Here is a 17,841-nt window from a genome sequence, read left to right on the forward strand (position 1 = left end):
CCTCCCCAACGAAAACGATTACGTCTAAAATTATTATCACCTCCAATGGTAAAAAAATCATCAGAGGAGTGAAAAAGCAAACGTTTGTTTATTAATGTGGATAGAGTGAGAGAATTTGACGCAAACGATTATCTGGTGCTTTTAGGGTAAGAATCAAGAAAAAAAATACTTTTTTAGCAAAAATGTCATAAAAAGACATTCTAGTGTTCGCAGAAAAAAGAAAAGAGGAGAATAGTGATATATTTCTCCTCTGGTTAAACTGTTTTAGCAACGTTATCACCCTAAAAGGTGAAGCGTACTTATAATCAACTGTTTTTATTAATATCATTGATGTTTATATTAACAATGCTTGGTTTGATACTATAAATATTAATTAAATATTTCTTATGTTTTTATCATTTTTGAACTTACTGTTTTAACAGCATCTTCCCTTGTTTGGCGATAATATTGACTCAGTATTCATCACACTCTGCTTGAAAAACATACACCTCCTTGTGATAAAACTAGATGAAAATAGTGCCATTTGGCAAATCTTTCTTATTTCATTTTATTATTTCTGGATTATTCTTAATAAATCACTAATAAAAACCTTTGAATAGTATGTATCGCATTGATTATTAAAATAAAGATAATAAAAGAAAAAATAATTGAATGGGTGATAAAACAGCAGGAAATTATTGTCTAATTTAATGAAAATAGCGCCCTCTTTTACCTACAATAAGGTAAAAAAGAGCATGCAATTATGATGTATGACGATTTAGAGTGTCGACATGCAAGTTAAAGCGATCCATCGTCGAAACTAAAAATAATCCCGTCATAACCACCAATAAAAAAGGTAACGCAGATGGAGAGATTTCAGACATAGCACCGGCTAAAATGGGACCAGAAAGATTACCAATGCCCCATAACATCGCCGCTGAAGCATTTGCTATCATCAGATCATTTCCTGAAAAGTATTGCCCAATTTGTACCAATGCAATGGTATAAATGGCTCCCGCCGTTGCACCAAGCACTAATAATAGTGGCCAAATAACTAAAATATGTGGCATAGCAATGGGCAATAATAAGCTTGCTAATAATGTAATGACACCACAAATTCGGTATAGCCGTGTTCTATTCATATGATCAGCAAGCCAACCAAATGGCATTTGCATTATGGCATCTCCCGCCAAAATAGCACTGATCATCATGGCGGCAATCGCTTCACTATGACCAACACTTAGCCCATAAATAGGGAACATAGACAACACTGTGCCATCAAAAAATGCAAAAAAGATAATGCCACCACATATCGCAGGCGCCACTTTAATAAAACGAAGAATAGAAAAGTGCGACTCTTCTGAGTCTTTAGCTAATTTATCGCCCACTTTCTGATCCATCATTAAAAATAGCACGATAGAGATAATATGAAGCAGTACGCTAATTAAGATCGGTGTTTTATCAGCAACGCCATATAACGCAATAATTGAAGGGCCTAGCAACTGGCTGATAGTAAACACGGTCGTATAAATCGCTAAAATACGACCTCGCTTATTATCCGGTACAAGTTCATTGATCCATGTCTCCCCCAAACAGATCATCACACCACTGGCAATCCCGGTGATTAGTCGTAATGGGAACAGGAATTCTAATGGCAAACTCCCCATTAAAGGCAATAGACTAATGGCTGATATAATCGTTGCTAATAACATCGCTAAACGTTTACCAAGCCATTGCACAATATAGCGTGCAAAGGGTGAGATGATTAACATTCCCATCGCAGGTGCGGCTGAAATCAGACCAATAATAGATTCACTGATCCCCGCCAAGTTTAGCCGTAAAGCCACCATCGGAATAGTTAATCCAATAACAATCCCTATCACCGCAATACTGACTGTAATAGTAGTAATAGCAAAAAGCTCGGACTGACGATAATTTTGTTGCAACATATTATTTTGTTTCTACGCGCTGTAGAAACCTCATCATAGTAAATATTGAATAAATGGAAAATATTGCCTTATTATAGGGGATAAGAAATAGATAAACATGCTTTAAAATATCGCCTGATACGCGCACCCTGTTCACAAAATATTGTCTAAATAGTCTGTGCTTTTCCCGTCTGTGAAGAATTGATGTTATCATCTACAGGAAATTATACTTTTAAACTGACAATATTTTGAATTGGCAATGAACCCACAATCACCGAAAAAGACAAACGAATACCTTGGTAATAAGGTTAAGCAGTTAAGACAATCTCGAAACTTGTCACTTAATGAGTTATCAAGAAAATCAGGCATATCTAAAGCGGCATTGTCCAAATTAGAGTCTGGCGATTCTAATCCTCGCATCGATACCTTAGAAGCTATCGCGATAGCCCTTGGATTTCCATTAGGTGATTTATTTAGTTTTACCCGCGAAGAATATCCTCGCTTAGAGCGACATAAGCCTATCGTTGGCGACTATGCACAAGAATTTAAATTCCGTATTGGCATCGGCAATATTACTGAAATTTGGCATATTGAGATGAAGCACGGGGCAATTATTAATAGCCCAGCCCATGCCGACGGCACCCAAGAGCATATTATGGTCTATTCTGGCAAACTGATGATGCGTTTTGCTAACGATGAAACCGTATTATTAGAAACCGGCGATTTTTATGCCTTTCATGGTAATGCGCCACACTCTTATATTTGTGTGGAAGGCCATATGCGTGCATCAGTTATCATGTCTAGCCCCAATCAACAACACTATCATCATCGCCCTTAAGACAAATACCCATTATATTTCACCGCCATTTAAACTATTATTCTAAGTATTATTAATAATGGCGGGGATAAATAGCATGGGTGCAGGCCACGAGCACGGTGATGTCAAAGCGCTACCTGAATCACGTCTGTTAATTGCTTTTGCATTAACAGGCTCTTTTATGGTGATTGAGTTTATTGGTGGCTACTTAACAGAAAGTTTAGCCTTGATTTCTGATGCAATGCATATGATGACAGATGCATTTGCACTCTTACTTGCTCTTATCGCGATCCACGCAGGTAGAAAAGCAGCAGATCTATTCAGAACTTATGGCTATGCTCGTTTTGAAATATTGGCTGCTGCGATGAATGCACTGATCTTAATGGCGGTGGCTTTTTATATTCTTTATGAGGCTTATCAACGACTTTCTTCCCCTCCTGACATTCAGTCTATGGGTATGCTTGTTGTGGCAATCGCAGGGCTTATCATTAATTTTATCTCAATGAAAATGCTCACCAGTGCAAAAGATGAAAGCTTAAACGTTAAAGGGGCTTATCTTGAAGTGTGGGCGGATATGTTAGGCTCAGTGGGCGTCATTATTGGGGCGGTAATTATTTGGCTAACCGGTTGGCAATTAGTTGATTCAATTATTGCGGTATTAATCGGCTTTATGGTCTTTCCGCGCACGTGGATCTTATTAAAAGAGTGCCTGAATATTTTATTAGAAGGCGTGCCTAAAGGCATTAATTTAACTGAGGTAACAGACACCATTAATAATACCGCAGGGGTGGCTAGCTCCCATGATTTGCATTTATGGGCACTGACGCAAAGCAAGTTGATCCTCAGTGGTCATATTGTCTATCAACCCAATGTAGATAGTGAAGCATTACGCCTTACTATTGATAAGCAACTACGTGAACAATTTCATATCAATCATATTACCTTACAGATGGAAAGCGAGGATAAACAACATCTGGAAGATAATCATCATTAGATATTCAGGTTCTGGCTCTCTCGTGCCTAAAAAGAGCCAGAACAGTGCGATTAATTTAAATAACTTTCCATCTGTTCAAAAACGCGCAGATCATCACTAAAACGCACTTCTTTTACGTCCTCAAGTTTTTCCACTTGACTCACCATCTGCATTAAGCGTTCATCTTTTTGTACTAATAACCAAATACGACTTTTATCGCTGTTTTTCATTGGTAAACATAAAATACCATCGACGTTAAATGCACGACGCGCAAATAGCCCACAAATATGGGTCATCACACCGGGATGGTTACGAACAATAAGTTCTAGTGCGATAGGTTGTGATTGTAGTGACATAAATTAAGCTCCTATCATCTCGATATTTGCCGCCCCCGGCGGAACCATTGGAAATACTTTTTCGTTAATATCAATCATGGCATGAATTAAACAAGGCCCAGGTTTAGCAATTGCCGCTTGTAGCGCCGCCTGAGGATCTGCTTCTTGATTTAAATCACATGTATCCAACCCAAATCCTTGAGCAATACGAATAAAATCCGTTTGATAAGGGTAGGCTGCGGCATAAATACGCTCATCAAAAAAGAGTGTTTGTTGTTGGTGTACTAACCCTAATGCTTGATTATTTATCAAAATAATCTTTACATCTAACTGATGCTCAGCGGCTGTTGCTAACTCCTGAATATTCATCATGATGCTACCATCCCCTGAAAAACAGAGGATCTTTTTATTTGGCTCTGCCAATGCGGCCCCTATCGCTGCCGGCAACCCAAATCCCATCGTCCCCAAGCCTCCTGATGTTAACCATTGGCGCGGTCGATTCAGTGGATAAGCTTGAGCAACCCACATCTGGTGCTGCCCTACATCGGTGGTAATAATCGCTTCATCATCAACACAATTTGCCGCAGCAAGTACGATGCCGTAACCGCTAAGAATATTGTGTGAGTTTTTCATTTCTAAGGGATATTCTTGTTTTAAGGTATTGACTCTATCTATCCATTCGTTGCGCTGATTAATATTAATTAAAGGTAATAACAGCGACAGCACCGCTTTAGCATCTGCATGAATGGCAATATCAGGACGTTTGATCTTACTTATCTCTGCCCTATCAATATCAACATGAATGATCTTCGCATTGGGGCAAAACTTTTCTGCTTTACCAATTGCCCTATCATCAAATCGCGCCCCCAATACGATCAGTAGATCGGCTTCTTCTAAAATAAAGTTGGTACTCCGTGCCGCATGCATACCTAACATCCCTAAATATAGCGGGTGTGTTGGTGGCATTAAACCTAATCCCATTAACGTCATCGTGGTGGGTAGGCTATTTTTCTCCGCCAACTCAATCGCTTCTTTACACGCTTCAGAGCTAATAATACCGCCCCCTAAATAAAGCACAGGATTTTTCGCTTGGTTAATCATTTGCGCGGCTTGGATCACCAAATCGGTATTAAAGGCTGGAGCTGCATCTTTTTGTGGTATCGGTGGCAATTGATCTAAGGTGATAGTCGCTTGTTGAATATCTTTAGGTACATCAACCCATACAGGTCCAGGGCGACCTGACATTGCCAAACGAAACGCATCACAGATAATTTCCGGCAACTGTGCGATATCGCGGACTAAATAGTTGTGTTTGGTAATAGGAATAGACATCCCATAGGTATCAACTTCTTGAAACGCATCAGTCCCAATCATGGCAGAAGAGACTTGCCCCGTAATGCAAACCAAAGGAATTGAGTCTAATTTTGCATCAGCAATGGCTGTAACTAAGTTTGTCGCCCCCGGTCCACTTGAGGCAATACACACCGCAGGCTGACCATTTGCTCTAGCCATACCTTGGGCAATAAAACCCGCCCCTTGTTCATGGCGTGTCAAAATATGGCGAATAGACTGACTTTGGCTTAATGCATCATACAAAGGAAGAGCGGCTCCGCCGGGGATCCCCGCAACCGTAGTGATACCTTGCCGTTCCAGTAAATAAACAATTAATTGCGCACCAGTGAAAGTTTTTCCTGTGGCATTATCTTGTTGAGCACCCATTGTTCTGTGTCCTTTTTACTAAGCCGGACTTTATGGGCGGTAGATATGAAAAACCCCGCCCGGTTAATACGCCGGCGGGGTTGCGAAACTGTGTTGATTCGGACCCGTTACGGCGCTTTGCCGACGACCACCACCACACGCACAACAACCACAGCCGCGATGTGCGCTGTTAGTCGTAGAGTTTGTAGTAGAGTAGTGATGATCATGGGTTACCTATCAATTAATGTAATGATGTGTTTGTCTGTTATCTGTATCTAAAAAAACATAACTTCTATAAATTAACAACCTTTTTTTTCAGTTTATTTTTTATCACCACTCAAAACGAGAGCTAGATCACTTGTTAATCCAAGTAGTAACTCCGTGTTGTAACAGCATAAAAAACTAGAAAAAAACACCAACCAAGAATAAAGAATCGACGCAATGCCATAGTATGGCTATCAGTTAAAACAATCTCGCCAACATCATGAAAGCGCTGCATAAAATTAAAAACAACGTTGCATACTGAAATACCCTATCCGGCATTTTAATTAATAGCCATTTTGATAGAGGAATGGAGATCAAAGAGCCAAGAAACAGCAGCAATGCTAAATGAATATCGGTATGACCATCTTGCATATAAGCTAATGCAGAAGAGCCTGATAATAGGGTGGTTGTAAAAATCGAAGTACCTATCGCTTGTTTTATCGATAGATTGGCGTAACGCAATAATAAAGGTAACACCACCACACCACCACCGACCCCTGTGGCACCTAAAACAACACCTGCTGCAATCGCCGGTAATAACAGTGCCTTAATATTAAGAGGCGCTAATGGGGTTATCTGTTTAGCTATCACAGGTGAAGAGAAAAACATTCTTTGAATAAACAAAAAGAGAGAAAAAATAATGGCAGCCACCACCAGCGCATTAATCCCCCACTCAACTTGCTGCTGATATTGCGCTAATGAACCTAAATAATTGACGAGTAAACTCGCTAAAAAAGTACTTGGCAACATAATGCCAAGGACTATCATGGCTCGTTTAAAGGGAATATTCCCCAAACGGAAATGCATATATGAGGATGTCACTTTCATCAACATTGAAAGTAAATTTGCGGTTGCCACCGCCATTAATGCATTCATACCAAAGAAATACGTTAATATAGGTAAAACAATAACACCACCACCTACCCCCGTTGTGCTAATAATTAAGCCAATCGCCGCACCAACAGCTAATATGGTGATAAATAACATTATTGATTTCCTTGCATTACAGCTTGTCGCCCTTTTAATAGCGCTTTTTCCGCTGAGCCTTTTGCCAGTGTCATATATTTAAAAAACAGCACATCAAAAGCGACCATTTGCAATACTTGCGGTGTGATCACCCCCAATTGTGAATGTTGCTCATCATAAAAATAAGGTAATGTGTAATTCGCTAAGCGCGTAGCTTCATCTTGTCCAAAACGTGTTAAAGCCACTGTGATACAGCCTTCTTGATTTGCCGCTTTCAGCATACGATTAATATCCGCAGTATTACCTCTTGCAGTAACAGCAATCGCCAGATCATCCGCGGATAAATTCGCTGAATAAGCAAGTTGCGCATGGAGATCTGCACTAAATAAGGTGTTTTTATTCACTCGGATCAGTTTATGGAAGATATCGCTCGCAACGATCGCAGATGCACCGACACCAAATAAAACGATCCGTTTAGCGCTGATCATTTTCTCAGCGAGTAGATCTATCGTCGCCGCATCCAGTAACGCTATCGAATCCTGAATGGCGGTAGTAAATAGATGTCCTGTTTTAGCAATAATCTGCTCTGTCGAGTCTGTTTTGGCTAAATTGGCATAAAGAATATCACTACTGCTTTTTTGTTGTTTTTCTTCTGAGAGATAATCAATTTTAAATTCAGGATAACCGCCATACCCCATTTGGCGGGAAAAACGGATAACAGAAGCACTACTGACACCGGCTTTTTGTGCCAATTCTGCGGCATTCATACTGGCAATATTATCGCTATTTTCTAATAAATAGTGGGCGAGACGTTGCTCTGTCCCTTTGCCTTGTAAGCGCAAACTTTCAAGTTTCTTAGTCAGTGTTGACATTCTATTATCCTTTTTCTTTTCTTCTTCTGACTTATTTTTCTGGATCAGTAAATCCGATTAATATACTGGCAATAAAACCGACAACCCAAGCCCCCAATACTGCGATAAGGAATTTGATGATCTGCCCATCCCCCACCAGTGGAATTAATGATAACCCAGCAGTACCAAATGGAATAATGATCCCAACCTGAAAATAAGCCATTAATGCACCACCCGCAGCCCCGCCAATACAACCTGCAATAAAGGGCTTACCTAAAGGTAAAGAGACACCAAATAATAAAGGCTCACCCACGCCGAAAATGCCGACAGGCAATGCACCCATTAACGTTTTCTTTAAGCGTTGGTTTTTAGTACGTAAATAAACCCAGAAACAAGAGCCTACTTGCCCCATTCCGCCCATTGCTAAAATAGGGAATAGGTAATTTAACCCAAAGGTATTTAAAATTTCAGTGTGGATCGGTATTAAACCTTGGTGTAGACCGGTTAGTAATAAGAATAAGAAACTGCCCCCTAACGCTGCGCCTGTCACAACCGCACCGCCACCATGATTTAATAGTGATAAGGAGACGCCTTGCGCTAATAGTTGATTCAGATAATGACCAATAGGTTGGAATACCATAATTGCCACTAACGCAGAAACTAAAATAGTGACAAAGGGGGTTAAAATAAGATCAAGACTCTCTTTTACAATACTGCGAAACCATAGCTCTAATTTTGAAGAGAATACCACCACCATTAAGACCGCGAAGATCCCACCACTATTAGGCTGTAATTTCTCACCAAATAATGTGATATCAGCCAGTCCCGGCATGGCTAATAATCCCGCCATAACAGCACCTATGGAGGTTGAAGCCCCTAACTCTTTAGCCGTATTTATACCTATCATAATAGAGAGATAAGCAAATACGGTGCTTCCGATCAGTTTAAATAGCTTAAAGAGTTCAGGAAACTGATCAACTAAGCCGGGAGCCACTAAACGGATAATATTAATTAGCCCCATAATTAAACCACAGCCAATTAATGCTGGGATAGTAGGAACAAAAATAGCCGCCAACGTATTTAGCATACGACGAATGGAAAACCCTTTTTTCACTGGTGTTGACGCAGGGGTTTCTTCGCTATTATCTGTGTTTTTTTGCATACGTTTATTCATGATTGAATAAACTTTGGCGGCCGTTCCCATTCCTACTATGACTTGATGTTGCTCGCCATTAAATACCACGCCTTTGACACCGTCGACTTGTTTTAATGCTTCGGTATTAAATAGCGAACTATCTTTTAAGATCAAACGAATACGGGTCATGCAATGTGTTAAGGTTGCGATATTGCTGAACCCACCAGCCTGTTTTTCTATTTCTGATGCTAAGGTGTCGAGATGTTCTATTTTATTAGCCATAATTGTGCCTGCTAGAGTTCAGAGGATTGACTGATATTGTTATTCATTAAATAGGGCTAACTGTTGTTGTAAAGAGTGGTAAGGATAGCGTTGTGTCATTTGCTCAACCTTCTCTACACTCAGATGAAGCTCATACATTAAAATGGCTTTTCGCGGATGATAATTGACCATTTTTAATAACTCCGCCGCTTTTTGTGTTGTGATCCCACACACTTCACTCACAATACCTTCAGCACGTCGCTGTAATTTTTCATTACTGGCCACGACATCGACCATCAGGTTTTTATGCACCTTACCTAAACGTGTCATCACACTGGTACTTAGCATACCTAAGATCATTTTTTGAGCCGTGCCACTTTTCATTCTTGTCGAGCCTGTTAACACTTCGGCGCCGACATCTGGCGCGATGGATAAATCGGCTATTTCACTCATCATACCTTTACCGCGGGTAGTAATTGAGAGCGTTAATGCATTGATCTGCTTTGCATACTGTAATGCAGCCACTGTAAATGGCGTGCGGCCACTGGCAGCGATACCAATAACGACATCGTTAGAATTTACCTCACGGCGTTGCAACTCTTCGATAGCAGCTTGTTGATTGTCTTCAATATTCTCAACGGCTTGGAGCATAGCATCATGCCCACCAGCAATAATGGCTTGTACCAGTGAGGGAGAAACGCCAAAAGTAGGCGGACATTCCGCGCTATCTAATACCGCTAATCGACCACTTGTTCCTGCGCCGACATAAAAAATGCGTCCCCCTTGACGTAGACGTTCACAAATTTTGTCTACGGCTTTCGCGATTGCGGGTAATTCTTTCTTTACGGCATAGGCCACGGTGATATCGGCACTATTAATTAACGAAACTAACGCTAAGGTACTTAGCTCAGAAAATTGTGTGGTCTCTTGGTTACTTTCATTTTGAAGACATAAACTCAATGCATCATCTTTCATTGTAATAACCTTAATGAAATAGTATTTCAATTAAAATTACATCCAATGAAATTTTAATTCAATCTTATTGATGACTATTTTGTGAACAAAATCACAATACCGTAAAAACATTCAACTAAAAACAAACTTAACGCGATGTAAAAAAGATAACTTATTGATAATAAAGCTCTCCTTATTTTAAACAGGAGAGCTGTGAGAGGTGTGGCTCATTGATGGCTACTTTGCTGAGCTTAAAAATTCGCTAAATTCTTCAATACTAGGATAAGAAGATTGAGTGCCTTTTCCTGTGACACTTAAACCCGAGAACATAACCGCTTTATTTAACGCTTCTTCAATATTGCCGGTATGCACATAGTAATGAGAAAAACAGCCAATAAAAGCATCTCCAGCACCGCTGGTGTCAACGGCATTAACTTCAATGGCGGGGATATATTTCTCAATTTCCCCATTCACCCATAACGCCCCTTTTTCACCTAATGTAACAATGATATTTTTAAACCCTTTTTCGAGTAAAAAGTAGGCTGCTTCTCGAATTTCATCCAACGTATTAATTGGCATACCCGTTAAAATTTCCAGCTCGGTCTCATTGGGGACAAAAAAATCACATTGTGCGGCGATAGTGAGATCTAAAGCTTTCGATGCCGGTGCCGGGTTAAACAATACTGGGATATGATGTTTATTACCAAACTCAATCGCGTGATAGACCGTTTCAAGCGGGATTTCTAATTGCAGCACAATCATACGACATTTTTTTAAACTCACCGCGGCTCTATCGATATCTTCAGCCGATAGATGCTGATTCGCGCCTTTTACGATCAAAATACTATTGGATGATTGAGAGGTAACAAAAATAGGTGCAACACCGCTGGTGGTTCCGGGCACTTTTTCAACATAACGAGTATTAATACCATAAGACTCTAAATTCATGATGGTGTTATCTGCGAAAATATCATCCCCCACTTTGGTTAACATCATCACCTTAGAATTTAATTTTGCAGCGGCAACCGCTTGATTTGCCCCTTTCCCGCCACAACCAATCTTAAATGCTGGCGCCTCAAGGGTTTCTCCCTCTTTTGGCATCCTATCTATATAGGTGATCAAATCCACCATATTTGAACCAATCACTGCGATATCCATAGTGCCCCTCTCACCCTAATGAAAAAGTTAAAATGTTAGAATAGTTACATTTAGATAGATATATAACAATATCATGTTATTTAAATATCATTTGTGATTGTTATCCCGTTAAAAGCTCACTATTATGTTGCCAAACTAACATGAGTGATAAATAACAATCTTCTCTTAAGGAAACGATTATGCGTCCATTAGCTAATTATATCGATCATACTCTACTTGCTGCAGATACAACTGAAGCACAAATCAAACAATTATGTGCTGAAGCTGTTGAACACGGTTTCTTCTCTGTGTGTATTAACACTTCTTATATCCCTTTAGCAAGAACTTGCCTAACCGGAAGTGATGTTAAAGTATGCTGTGTTATCGACTTCCCATTTGGTGCAGGCCTAACAGCAACCAAAGCATTTGAAGCGGCAGAAGCTATTCGCCAAGGTGCTCAAGAAGTCGATATGGTTATCAACATTGGCATGTTAAAAAGTGGTCGTTTTGATTTTGTAAAACAAGATATTGCCGCGGTAAAAGCCGCTTGCGGAAATACAACACTAAAAGTTATTCTAGAAACATGCCTATTAACTGACGACGAAGTACGTTTAGTTTGTGAAATGTGTTGCGAAGTCGGTGTTGATTTTGTTAAAACATCAACTGGATACAGTACAATGGGTGCCACAGAACACCATGTCGCTTTAATGCGTCAAACTGTCGGTGACAAAATGGGCGTAAAAGCGTCAGGTGGTGTACGTGATCGCCAAACAGCCTTAAAGATGATCAAAGCGGGGGCAACACGTATTGGTGCAAGTGCCAGTGTTGCGATTGTAACAGATTCAGATGCACCAGAATCAAATTACTAATAGCCTAGCGTATCGTTATATAGGATACGCTATTCGATAATAGAAGGATCCTTAGGTGATAGAGACCAAACAGCATGAACGTTTGCGTCGCCTTAGCGAATGCATAAAACGCTCAGGCCGCATCCATCTCAAAGATGCCGCGAGGATCCTTGAAGTATCTGAAATGACCATTCGTCGTGATCTCAGTTCAGATGTTGAAAACCCCTATCCGATGTCACTGCTTGGTGGCTATATTGTCGCGTTGGCACAACCTCATAGCAACCTAATCACATCGACTAGTGATATTATCACCCCAGATCAAACCCAAGAATTACATATTCCTAATCTTGCTGCGGGCATGGTGTCTGAAGGTGATGTACTATTTTTTGATAATGGCCAACTTATTCCGACATTAATTGAGCTTATTCCTGAGAGTTTACACTTTACTGGTATTTGTTATTCGCACCGCGTTTTTCTGGCATTAAGCCGAAAGAAAAATGCGACCGTACTACTGTGTGGTGGCGAATATCGCCCTAAAAGCGACTCATTTTATAATCCCCTCCAGCCTTGTTACCTTGATAACATAAATCCGAAAAAAGCCTTTATTTCCGCAGAGGGTGTCCACCTCGATTTTGGTGTTTCTTGCTACAACATCGATGATCTTCATATGAAGAGAAAAGCGATGGATAAATCGATTCGCAAGATCTTACTCACCAAATACCACGCCTTCGATGAAACCGCCACAGGCAATATGGGTGATTTAGCGCAATTTGATGTCGTGATCACCGATAGAAAATTAACAGATGATTACGAAGCCTATTGCCGAAAAAGCTCAGTTAAAATTATTTATTAACCCAAAAGAAAAATCTCACTGTTCCCTAATTTACTTTTTTTGGTAAACAGAAAGAAAAATCACGCTACTTTTTTAATTGCTAAAGTGAAAAAAAGTGATTACTATTTGCGTGATTTATTATTTTCCATTTCACAGAACTGCAAGGAGGTATCCCATGACAACAACAAATATGAATACTCTTTGCGGACAATCTCAAAAGTAATCCTTTCTTTTTACTGTCCGCCAATCACGTTATTTTTTATCCTTTACAATATATGGATTGGAATATGGACAAGTGTGTTCATTATTTATCTGATCGCGTTTGTTATATCGCCTCAGATAAAACTTGGATTGAAAGTAAAGCAATCCAACAACTAGTAACAACCGCTCAACTTCCTGAAATGGCTTATGTCACTGGCATGCCAGACTTACACCCCGGTCGTGGTTATCCCATTGGAGCAGCTTTTTTTTCTGTTAACCGTTTTTACCCTGCTTTAGTAGGTAATGACATTGGCTGTGGTATGACACTGTTTCAAACAGAATTTAACCATAGCAAACTCAATTTAGATAAAATAGAAAAAAAATTGAGCGAAATGAGTGATATCGCGCCCATCGAATGGTTGATAGATAATTTACCTGCAGATATGCAAAATCATCCATTTGCTCACTCATTAGGCTCTATTGGTGGTGGAAATCATTTTGCTGAATTCCAACAAATTGACCAAGTTATTAATCAAGCATTGTTTACAAACAGTGGTATTAATAAAAAACAATTATTGCTATTGGTGCATAGTGGTTCACGTGGTTTAGGGCAATCTATTTTACGTGCTCACACAGAGCAATTTGGCCATCAAGGATTGGTCGCGAATACAGACGCTGCCAATGACTACTTACAAGCCCATGACCATGCTCTTAATTATGCTAAGCTCAATCGCCACTTGATTGGCCATAGAATGATGGAACAAATTCATACACAAGGAACGGTTATTACTGATGTTAACCATAATCTGGTAGAGCCTTGCGAATTATATAATCAACAGGGATGGTTACATCGCAAAGGGGCGACTCCCGCTCATCACGATATTGTGGTTATTCCTGGTTCACGTGGTGATCACAGTTATCTCGTTAAGCCTATTATCTCTGAATTAAGCCTTCATTCTCTACCACATGGTGCGGGTAGAAAGTGGATGCGAACGGAGTGTAAAGGCCATTTATCACATCGATTTACGCCATTACAGCTCTCACGCACAGCACTAGGTAGCCGTATTATTTGTGCTAATAAACAATTAATTTATGAGGAAGCGCCTCAATCGTATAAATCAATTGAAACTGTTATAGAAAGTATGAGGAGTCTTGGTTTAATTGAGGTTATCGCCCGCTTAAAACCGGTTATTACTTATAAAACCAGTGGGGAGATAGCATAATGTTATTACAATTTTCTTCAGCACAAGGCCCCGAAGAATGCTGTATAGCGGTAGAAAAAACATTGAATTATTTTCTAACCGTCACAGAGCAACGGCAAGTTGATGTGATAATTCTTGAGCAAGAGCCATCGCGTTATGGTTTAAAGTCAGTATTAGTCTCGCTTAAAGGTGCAGAGGCTAAAGCTATCGCACAACAATGGTCAGGCACAGTGCAATGGCAATGTACAAGTACTTTAAGACCTAAACATAAACGCAAAAATTGGTTTATCGGTATCGCTTATTTTGAACCACCACAAGAAATCCAAGACACAGAAATTTTATTTGAAACCATGCGCGCCAATGGCCCCGGAGGACAACATGTTAATAAAACGAGTTCAGCTGTCAGAGCGACGCATATTGCAACAGGCATTAGCGTCAAGATCCAGTCTCAGCGAAGCCAACATGCTAATAAAAAATTAGCGAAACAGCTTATTGCTTGGCATCTAAATCATTATCTATCCCAACAGCAAGCTTCATTTAATAACCAGCGGCACCTAGCTCATCACCGAGTGATCCGAGGTAATGCAACTCATTGTTTTTATGGACGTGAGTTTTTACCAATAACGAAATAACTCATATAAAACTAAAGCCACGTTATTAAATCGTGGCTTAACTGACTAATAAATCTAATAATTAAACCATCACTGTGATCTTAAATAATAAAATCGGTTATACATCTTAGTAGATAGCGAAAATAAAACGCATCAGCGATGTTAAATGCCATCAGTATAAGATAGAAGGTTATTATTAATTCACTTTAGTGACGATTAGCCATCTATCACGACTTTTAATTACTATTTCATTTAACATTAGACCTGATTTTATACTATAAAAACAAAGCTTTAACACTATAGAGTAGTAATAGAAAACATTTTAAAACGATCAAATATGCATCATAAATTATTGATTTATGACGTTCAATAAAGATATATACTTATATTTTAATATCAAAGATGCCTAGAAGTAATTTCTTATCATTACTATATTACTCAATAAACTACTACTATATGAGTATTTTTTAACAAAGCACTATTGTGATAATATTATTAGTGATAATAATTATTTAATTGGCTATCCCTATTTTGCTGACTAACAGTTGATTTTAGTAATAAACTTTGTGGTGACACTTTCAAAATAATCGCAATACATATTAATTCATCAACGGTTATCTTAGTATAACCATTTTCTAATTTTAGATAATATTGCTCTGTCATCCCTAACTGTAATGCAATTTTCGAACTTGATATATTTAATTCTTTTCTTCTATTTTGTATTCTTTTCCCTACCACTGTATTGATCATCATATACGCCCCTCAATGACAGGTAACCCTAATGATGATTCTAGTACAAATTGATAAAAACGATCAATAAAAAGATTACGATAGCCAACAGCTATCAAAAAACAAGCATTGATCGGTAGTAACAATACTTAGATAGATATACCTATAAATGCGTTTTTTAAGTATTAAATTTTAATAATTTACCTTAATAAAGATTATTATCTAAACAAAAGCCTAATTTACAGTTAATATAATGTTAAAAAATTAATACTTGCATGTATAAATAAAAATATATTTTAAATTTAAAGATAAAAATAATCTCCACCAATAACTATATTTATAAAAATATATCAAATATGATATTACTTATAATACTACCATAGCATAAAAATGCTTTCTTATAAGCATTTCAAAGAATAGAATAATTAGCTATTTTTACTTATAGATATTTTGAGTCTATTATTTGCTTTTTTTTTAAATACGACTAAAAATAGTACAAAATGTAAGAATGGTTGTTATTCTATAATAAAACAGATTTACCTATTAGGATCTTTAAAATAAAGATAAAACCATTTTTAATGGTAAAATCAAAAAAAATTAGCGATTAGAGGAAGTTTTACCATTTTATTTTTATATTGTATTTAATAGAGTGAGGAAGATGTTTGAGGCATTAAAATCACTATTGTTACGTTAAGTATCAAGATGTTGCAAAGAAATTAAAAAACAATGTTATTATAACATCTATGAATAATTAAACATGTTTCTGTGCTTCTTCTATAAAATAAGATTTTATGCGACTATATTAATAAACTTTCGCATTCGCTATCATTCAGCCATTCACTTATTATCTAAAATACCCATGTATACTCAAAAAATCCTACAACAGAAAATATCTAATATCACGATCTGGCGTAAAGGTGATAACAGAGCGCCCCATAAACCACTGTTACTCTTATTAGCGCTTTCCGAGTACCGCAAAGGCCATCCACGACTATTTAATTATGGTAATGAAATTCATCAACAGTTATTAGAATTATTGATGAATTTTGGCCCATCTCGCCGTGAGCATTATCCAAATCTGCCTTTCTGGCGATTAGTTCGCGATGGTTTTTGGGAGTTGCAACTACCAAAAGAGAGCGATCTATCAAAAGATAATAAGCAACCATCGAAAAATAAATTAATTCAGCAAAATGTGTTAGGTGGATTTGACCAAGAAAGCTATCAGCTTCTTATAAAAAAGCCAAGTTTAATCAATAAGCTAGCACAACAGATTTTAAGTGAACACTTCCCTGATAATGTACAAGAAGTTATTGCTAACCGCCTTGATTTTCCCCTACAAGAAATTCGCCAAAACCGAGATCCCACTTTTAGAAAAAATATCTTACGTGCTTACAATTATCAGTGTGCTATATGCGGTTATAATCTACGTTATGATAGCGCCGTGGTTGGCCTAGAAGCCGCTCATATAAAATGGAAGCAATTCGGCGGCCCATGTACTATCAATAATGGGTTGGCATTATGCGCATTACACCACTCTGCCTTTGATATGGGCGCAATCAGTATTGATGATAATATGAAATTATTAGTTTCTAGCGGTGTGAATGGTAATCAAATGGTAGAGCAATTATTTTGGCAATTTTCAAATAAGGTAATTGGCCTACCTAAAAACACAAAAGAACATCCGAAGGATACATTTATCCATTGGCATCGTGAGCAAGTGTTTAAGCTATAGAATTAGCGAGTTGATGTTAAGTGTTTATCAATATCACTCAATATTTACAACTCTCTTATCAAGAAGAGACTGTATCTTGGCTCGGTTATTACAATACAAACTGTGATATATAAAATCTAATGACCATATCAACCTTTTTTGCAAAAGACTCTTTTATTGCATGGTGTTAGAGGCTGACTTCTACAAATGTTTCGTAAGCGCTCAATTAACAGATAAGCCGGAATTTTTATCAATTAATCAATTATAAGGATGATATCGATTCACATGAAAAATTAGCTGAATAGGAGGTATTGTATAATTGTCATCGCTCCCACTCAGCTCATGCTGGTAAGGCACCGTATAACGTGTTAAAAAATAAGCTTGATCTTTAAGATTAAATGTCAATCGA

General features: G+C 38.3%; 17 protein-coding genes. 7 read left to right on the top strand and 10 right to left on the bottom strand.

The genetic code is table 11. The features are described 5' to 3' along the window. Positions 1-740: 740 nt before the first annotated feature. Complete coding sequence (locus GWI58_RS02595) at positions 741-1,928, bottom strand: MFS transporter (RefSeq protein ID WP_094960159.1); 1,188 nt, start codon at positions 1,926-1,928, stop codon at positions 741-743. A 238-nt stretch (positions 1,929-2,166) separates the two neighbouring features. Here GWI58_RS02595 and GWI58_RS02600 point away from each other — a divergent pair, with 238 nt between their 5' ends. Beyond that, a complete protein-coding gene (locus tag GWI58_RS02600) occupies positions 2,167-2,745 on the top strand; it encodes a helix-turn-helix domain-containing protein (RefSeq protein WP_004246138.1) in 579 nt (192 codons plus the stop codon). Between the two features lie 76 nt (positions 2,746-2,821). Beyond that, complete coding sequence (locus GWI58_RS02605; protein WP_041701548.1) at positions 2,822-3,718, top strand: cation diffusion facilitator family transporter; 897 nt, start codon at positions 2,822-2,824, stop codon at positions 3,716-3,718. 50 nt (positions 3,719-3,768) lie between these two features. Here GWI58_RS02605 and ilvN read toward each other — a convergent pair whose 3' ends face one another. The 8 genes from ilvN to rbsK form a co-directional block, all read right to left on the bottom strand. Further along, positions 3,769-4,053: an acetolactate synthase small subunit gene (gene ilvN / locus GWI58_RS02610; protein WP_004246140.1), complete on the bottom strand. Its 285-nt coding sequence runs from the start codon at positions 4,051-4,053 to the stop codon at positions 3,769-3,771. A 3-nt stretch (positions 4,054-4,056) separates the two neighbouring features. After that, positions 4,057-5,751, bottom strand: a complete 1,695-nt coding sequence (gene ilvB, locus GWI58_RS02615; protein WP_004249538.1) for an acetolactate synthase large subunit — start codon at positions 5,749-5,751, stop codon at positions 4,057-4,059. 107 nt (positions 5,752-5,858) lie between these two features. Beyond that, positions 5,859-5,957 carry an ilvB operon leader peptide IvbL gene (ivbL, locus tag GWI58_RS02620; RefSeq protein ID WP_004249539.1) on the bottom strand — a complete coding sequence of 33 codons (99 nt, stop codon included), beginning with the start codon at positions 5,955-5,957 and terminating at the stop codon, positions 5,859-5,861. Between the two features lie 235 nt (positions 5,958-6,192). Beyond that, on the bottom strand, positions 6,193-6,981 hold the full coding sequence (locus tag GWI58_RS02625) for a sulfite exporter TauE/SafE family protein (RefSeq protein WP_049211290.1): 789 nt from the start codon (positions 6,979-6,981) through the stop codon (positions 6,193-6,195). Further along, positions 6,981-7,832, bottom strand: coding sequence for a MurR/RpiR family transcriptional regulator (locus tag GWI58_RS02630; RefSeq protein WP_161768872.1), 852 nt, complete (start codon positions 7,830-7,832; stop codon positions 6,981-6,983). Before GWI58_RS02630 ends, GWI58_RS02625 begins: the two co-directional genes overlap by 1 nt. A 31-nt stretch (positions 7,833-7,863) precedes the next feature. Further along, positions 7,864-9,228 (bottom strand): PTS transporter subunit EIIC, encoded by a 1,365-nt coding sequence (locus GWI58_RS02635; protein WP_046335042.1) that lies wholly within the window; start codon positions 9,226-9,228, stop codon positions 7,864-7,866. Between the two features lie 39 nt (positions 9,229-9,267). Beyond that, a complete protein-coding gene (gene murQ, locus GWI58_RS02640) occupies positions 9,268-10,182 on the bottom strand; it encodes an N-acetylmuramic acid 6-phosphate etherase (protein ID WP_004249544.1) in 915 nt (304 codons plus the stop codon). Between the two features lie 216 nt (positions 10,183-10,398). Then, on the bottom strand, positions 10,399-11,319 hold the full coding sequence (gene rbsK, locus GWI58_RS02645) for a ribokinase (RefSeq protein WP_004249546.1): 921 nt from the start codon (positions 11,317-11,319) through the stop codon (positions 10,399-10,401). Positions 11,320-11,498: 179 nt separating this feature from the next. Between rbsK and deoC the strand changes: the two genes are divergently transcribed. The 4 genes from deoC (at position 11,499) to prfH (ending at position 15,013) form a co-directional block, all read left to right on the top strand. Further along, positions 11,499-12,167 carry a deoxyribose-phosphate aldolase gene (gene deoC / locus GWI58_RS02650; RefSeq protein WP_004246148.1) on the top strand — a complete coding sequence of 223 codons (669 nt, stop codon included), beginning with the start codon at positions 11,499-11,501 and terminating at the stop codon, positions 12,165-12,167. A gap of 55 nt (positions 12,168-12,222) precedes the next feature. Further along, positions 12,223-12,999, top strand: coding sequence for a DeoR family transcriptional regulator (locus GWI58_RS02655; RefSeq protein ID WP_004246149.1), 777 nt, complete (start codon positions 12,223-12,225; stop codon positions 12,997-12,999). Positions 13,000-13,265: 266 nt separating this feature from the next. Beyond that, positions 13,266-14,402 (top strand): RNA ligase RtcB family protein, encoded by a 1,137-nt coding sequence (locus GWI58_RS02660; RefSeq protein ID WP_237611661.1) that lies wholly within the window; start codon positions 13,266-13,268, stop codon positions 14,400-14,402. Next, a complete protein-coding gene (gene prfH / locus GWI58_RS02665) occupies positions 14,402-15,013 on the top strand; it encodes a peptide chain release factor H (protein WP_004246152.1) in 612 nt (203 codons plus the stop codon). Before GWI58_RS02660 ends, prfH begins: the two co-directional genes overlap by 1 nt. Positions 15,014-15,487: 474 nt before the next feature. Here prfH and GWI58_RS02670 read toward each other — a convergent pair whose 3' ends face one another. Next, positions 15,488-15,745: a helix-turn-helix domain-containing protein gene (locus tag GWI58_RS02670; RefSeq protein WP_012368780.1), complete on the bottom strand. Its 258-nt coding sequence runs from the start codon at positions 15,743-15,745 to the stop codon at positions 15,488-15,490. Positions 15,746-16,580: 835 nt separating this feature from the next. On the opposite strand from GWI58_RS02670, the gene GWI58_RS02675 reads away from it, so the two are divergent. Continuing rightward, complete coding sequence (locus GWI58_RS02675; protein ID WP_161768874.1) at positions 16,581-17,453, top strand: phosphorothioated DNA-binding restriction endonuclease; 873 nt, start codon at positions 16,581-16,583, stop codon at positions 17,451-17,453. The last annotated feature ends 388 nt before the right edge of the window (positions 17,454-17,841 follow it).

The organism is Proteus sp. G2674, from assembly GCF_009915195.1.
Lineage (GTDB): Bacteria > Pseudomonadota > Gammaproteobacteria > Enterobacterales > Enterobacteriaceae > Proteus > Proteus mirabilis.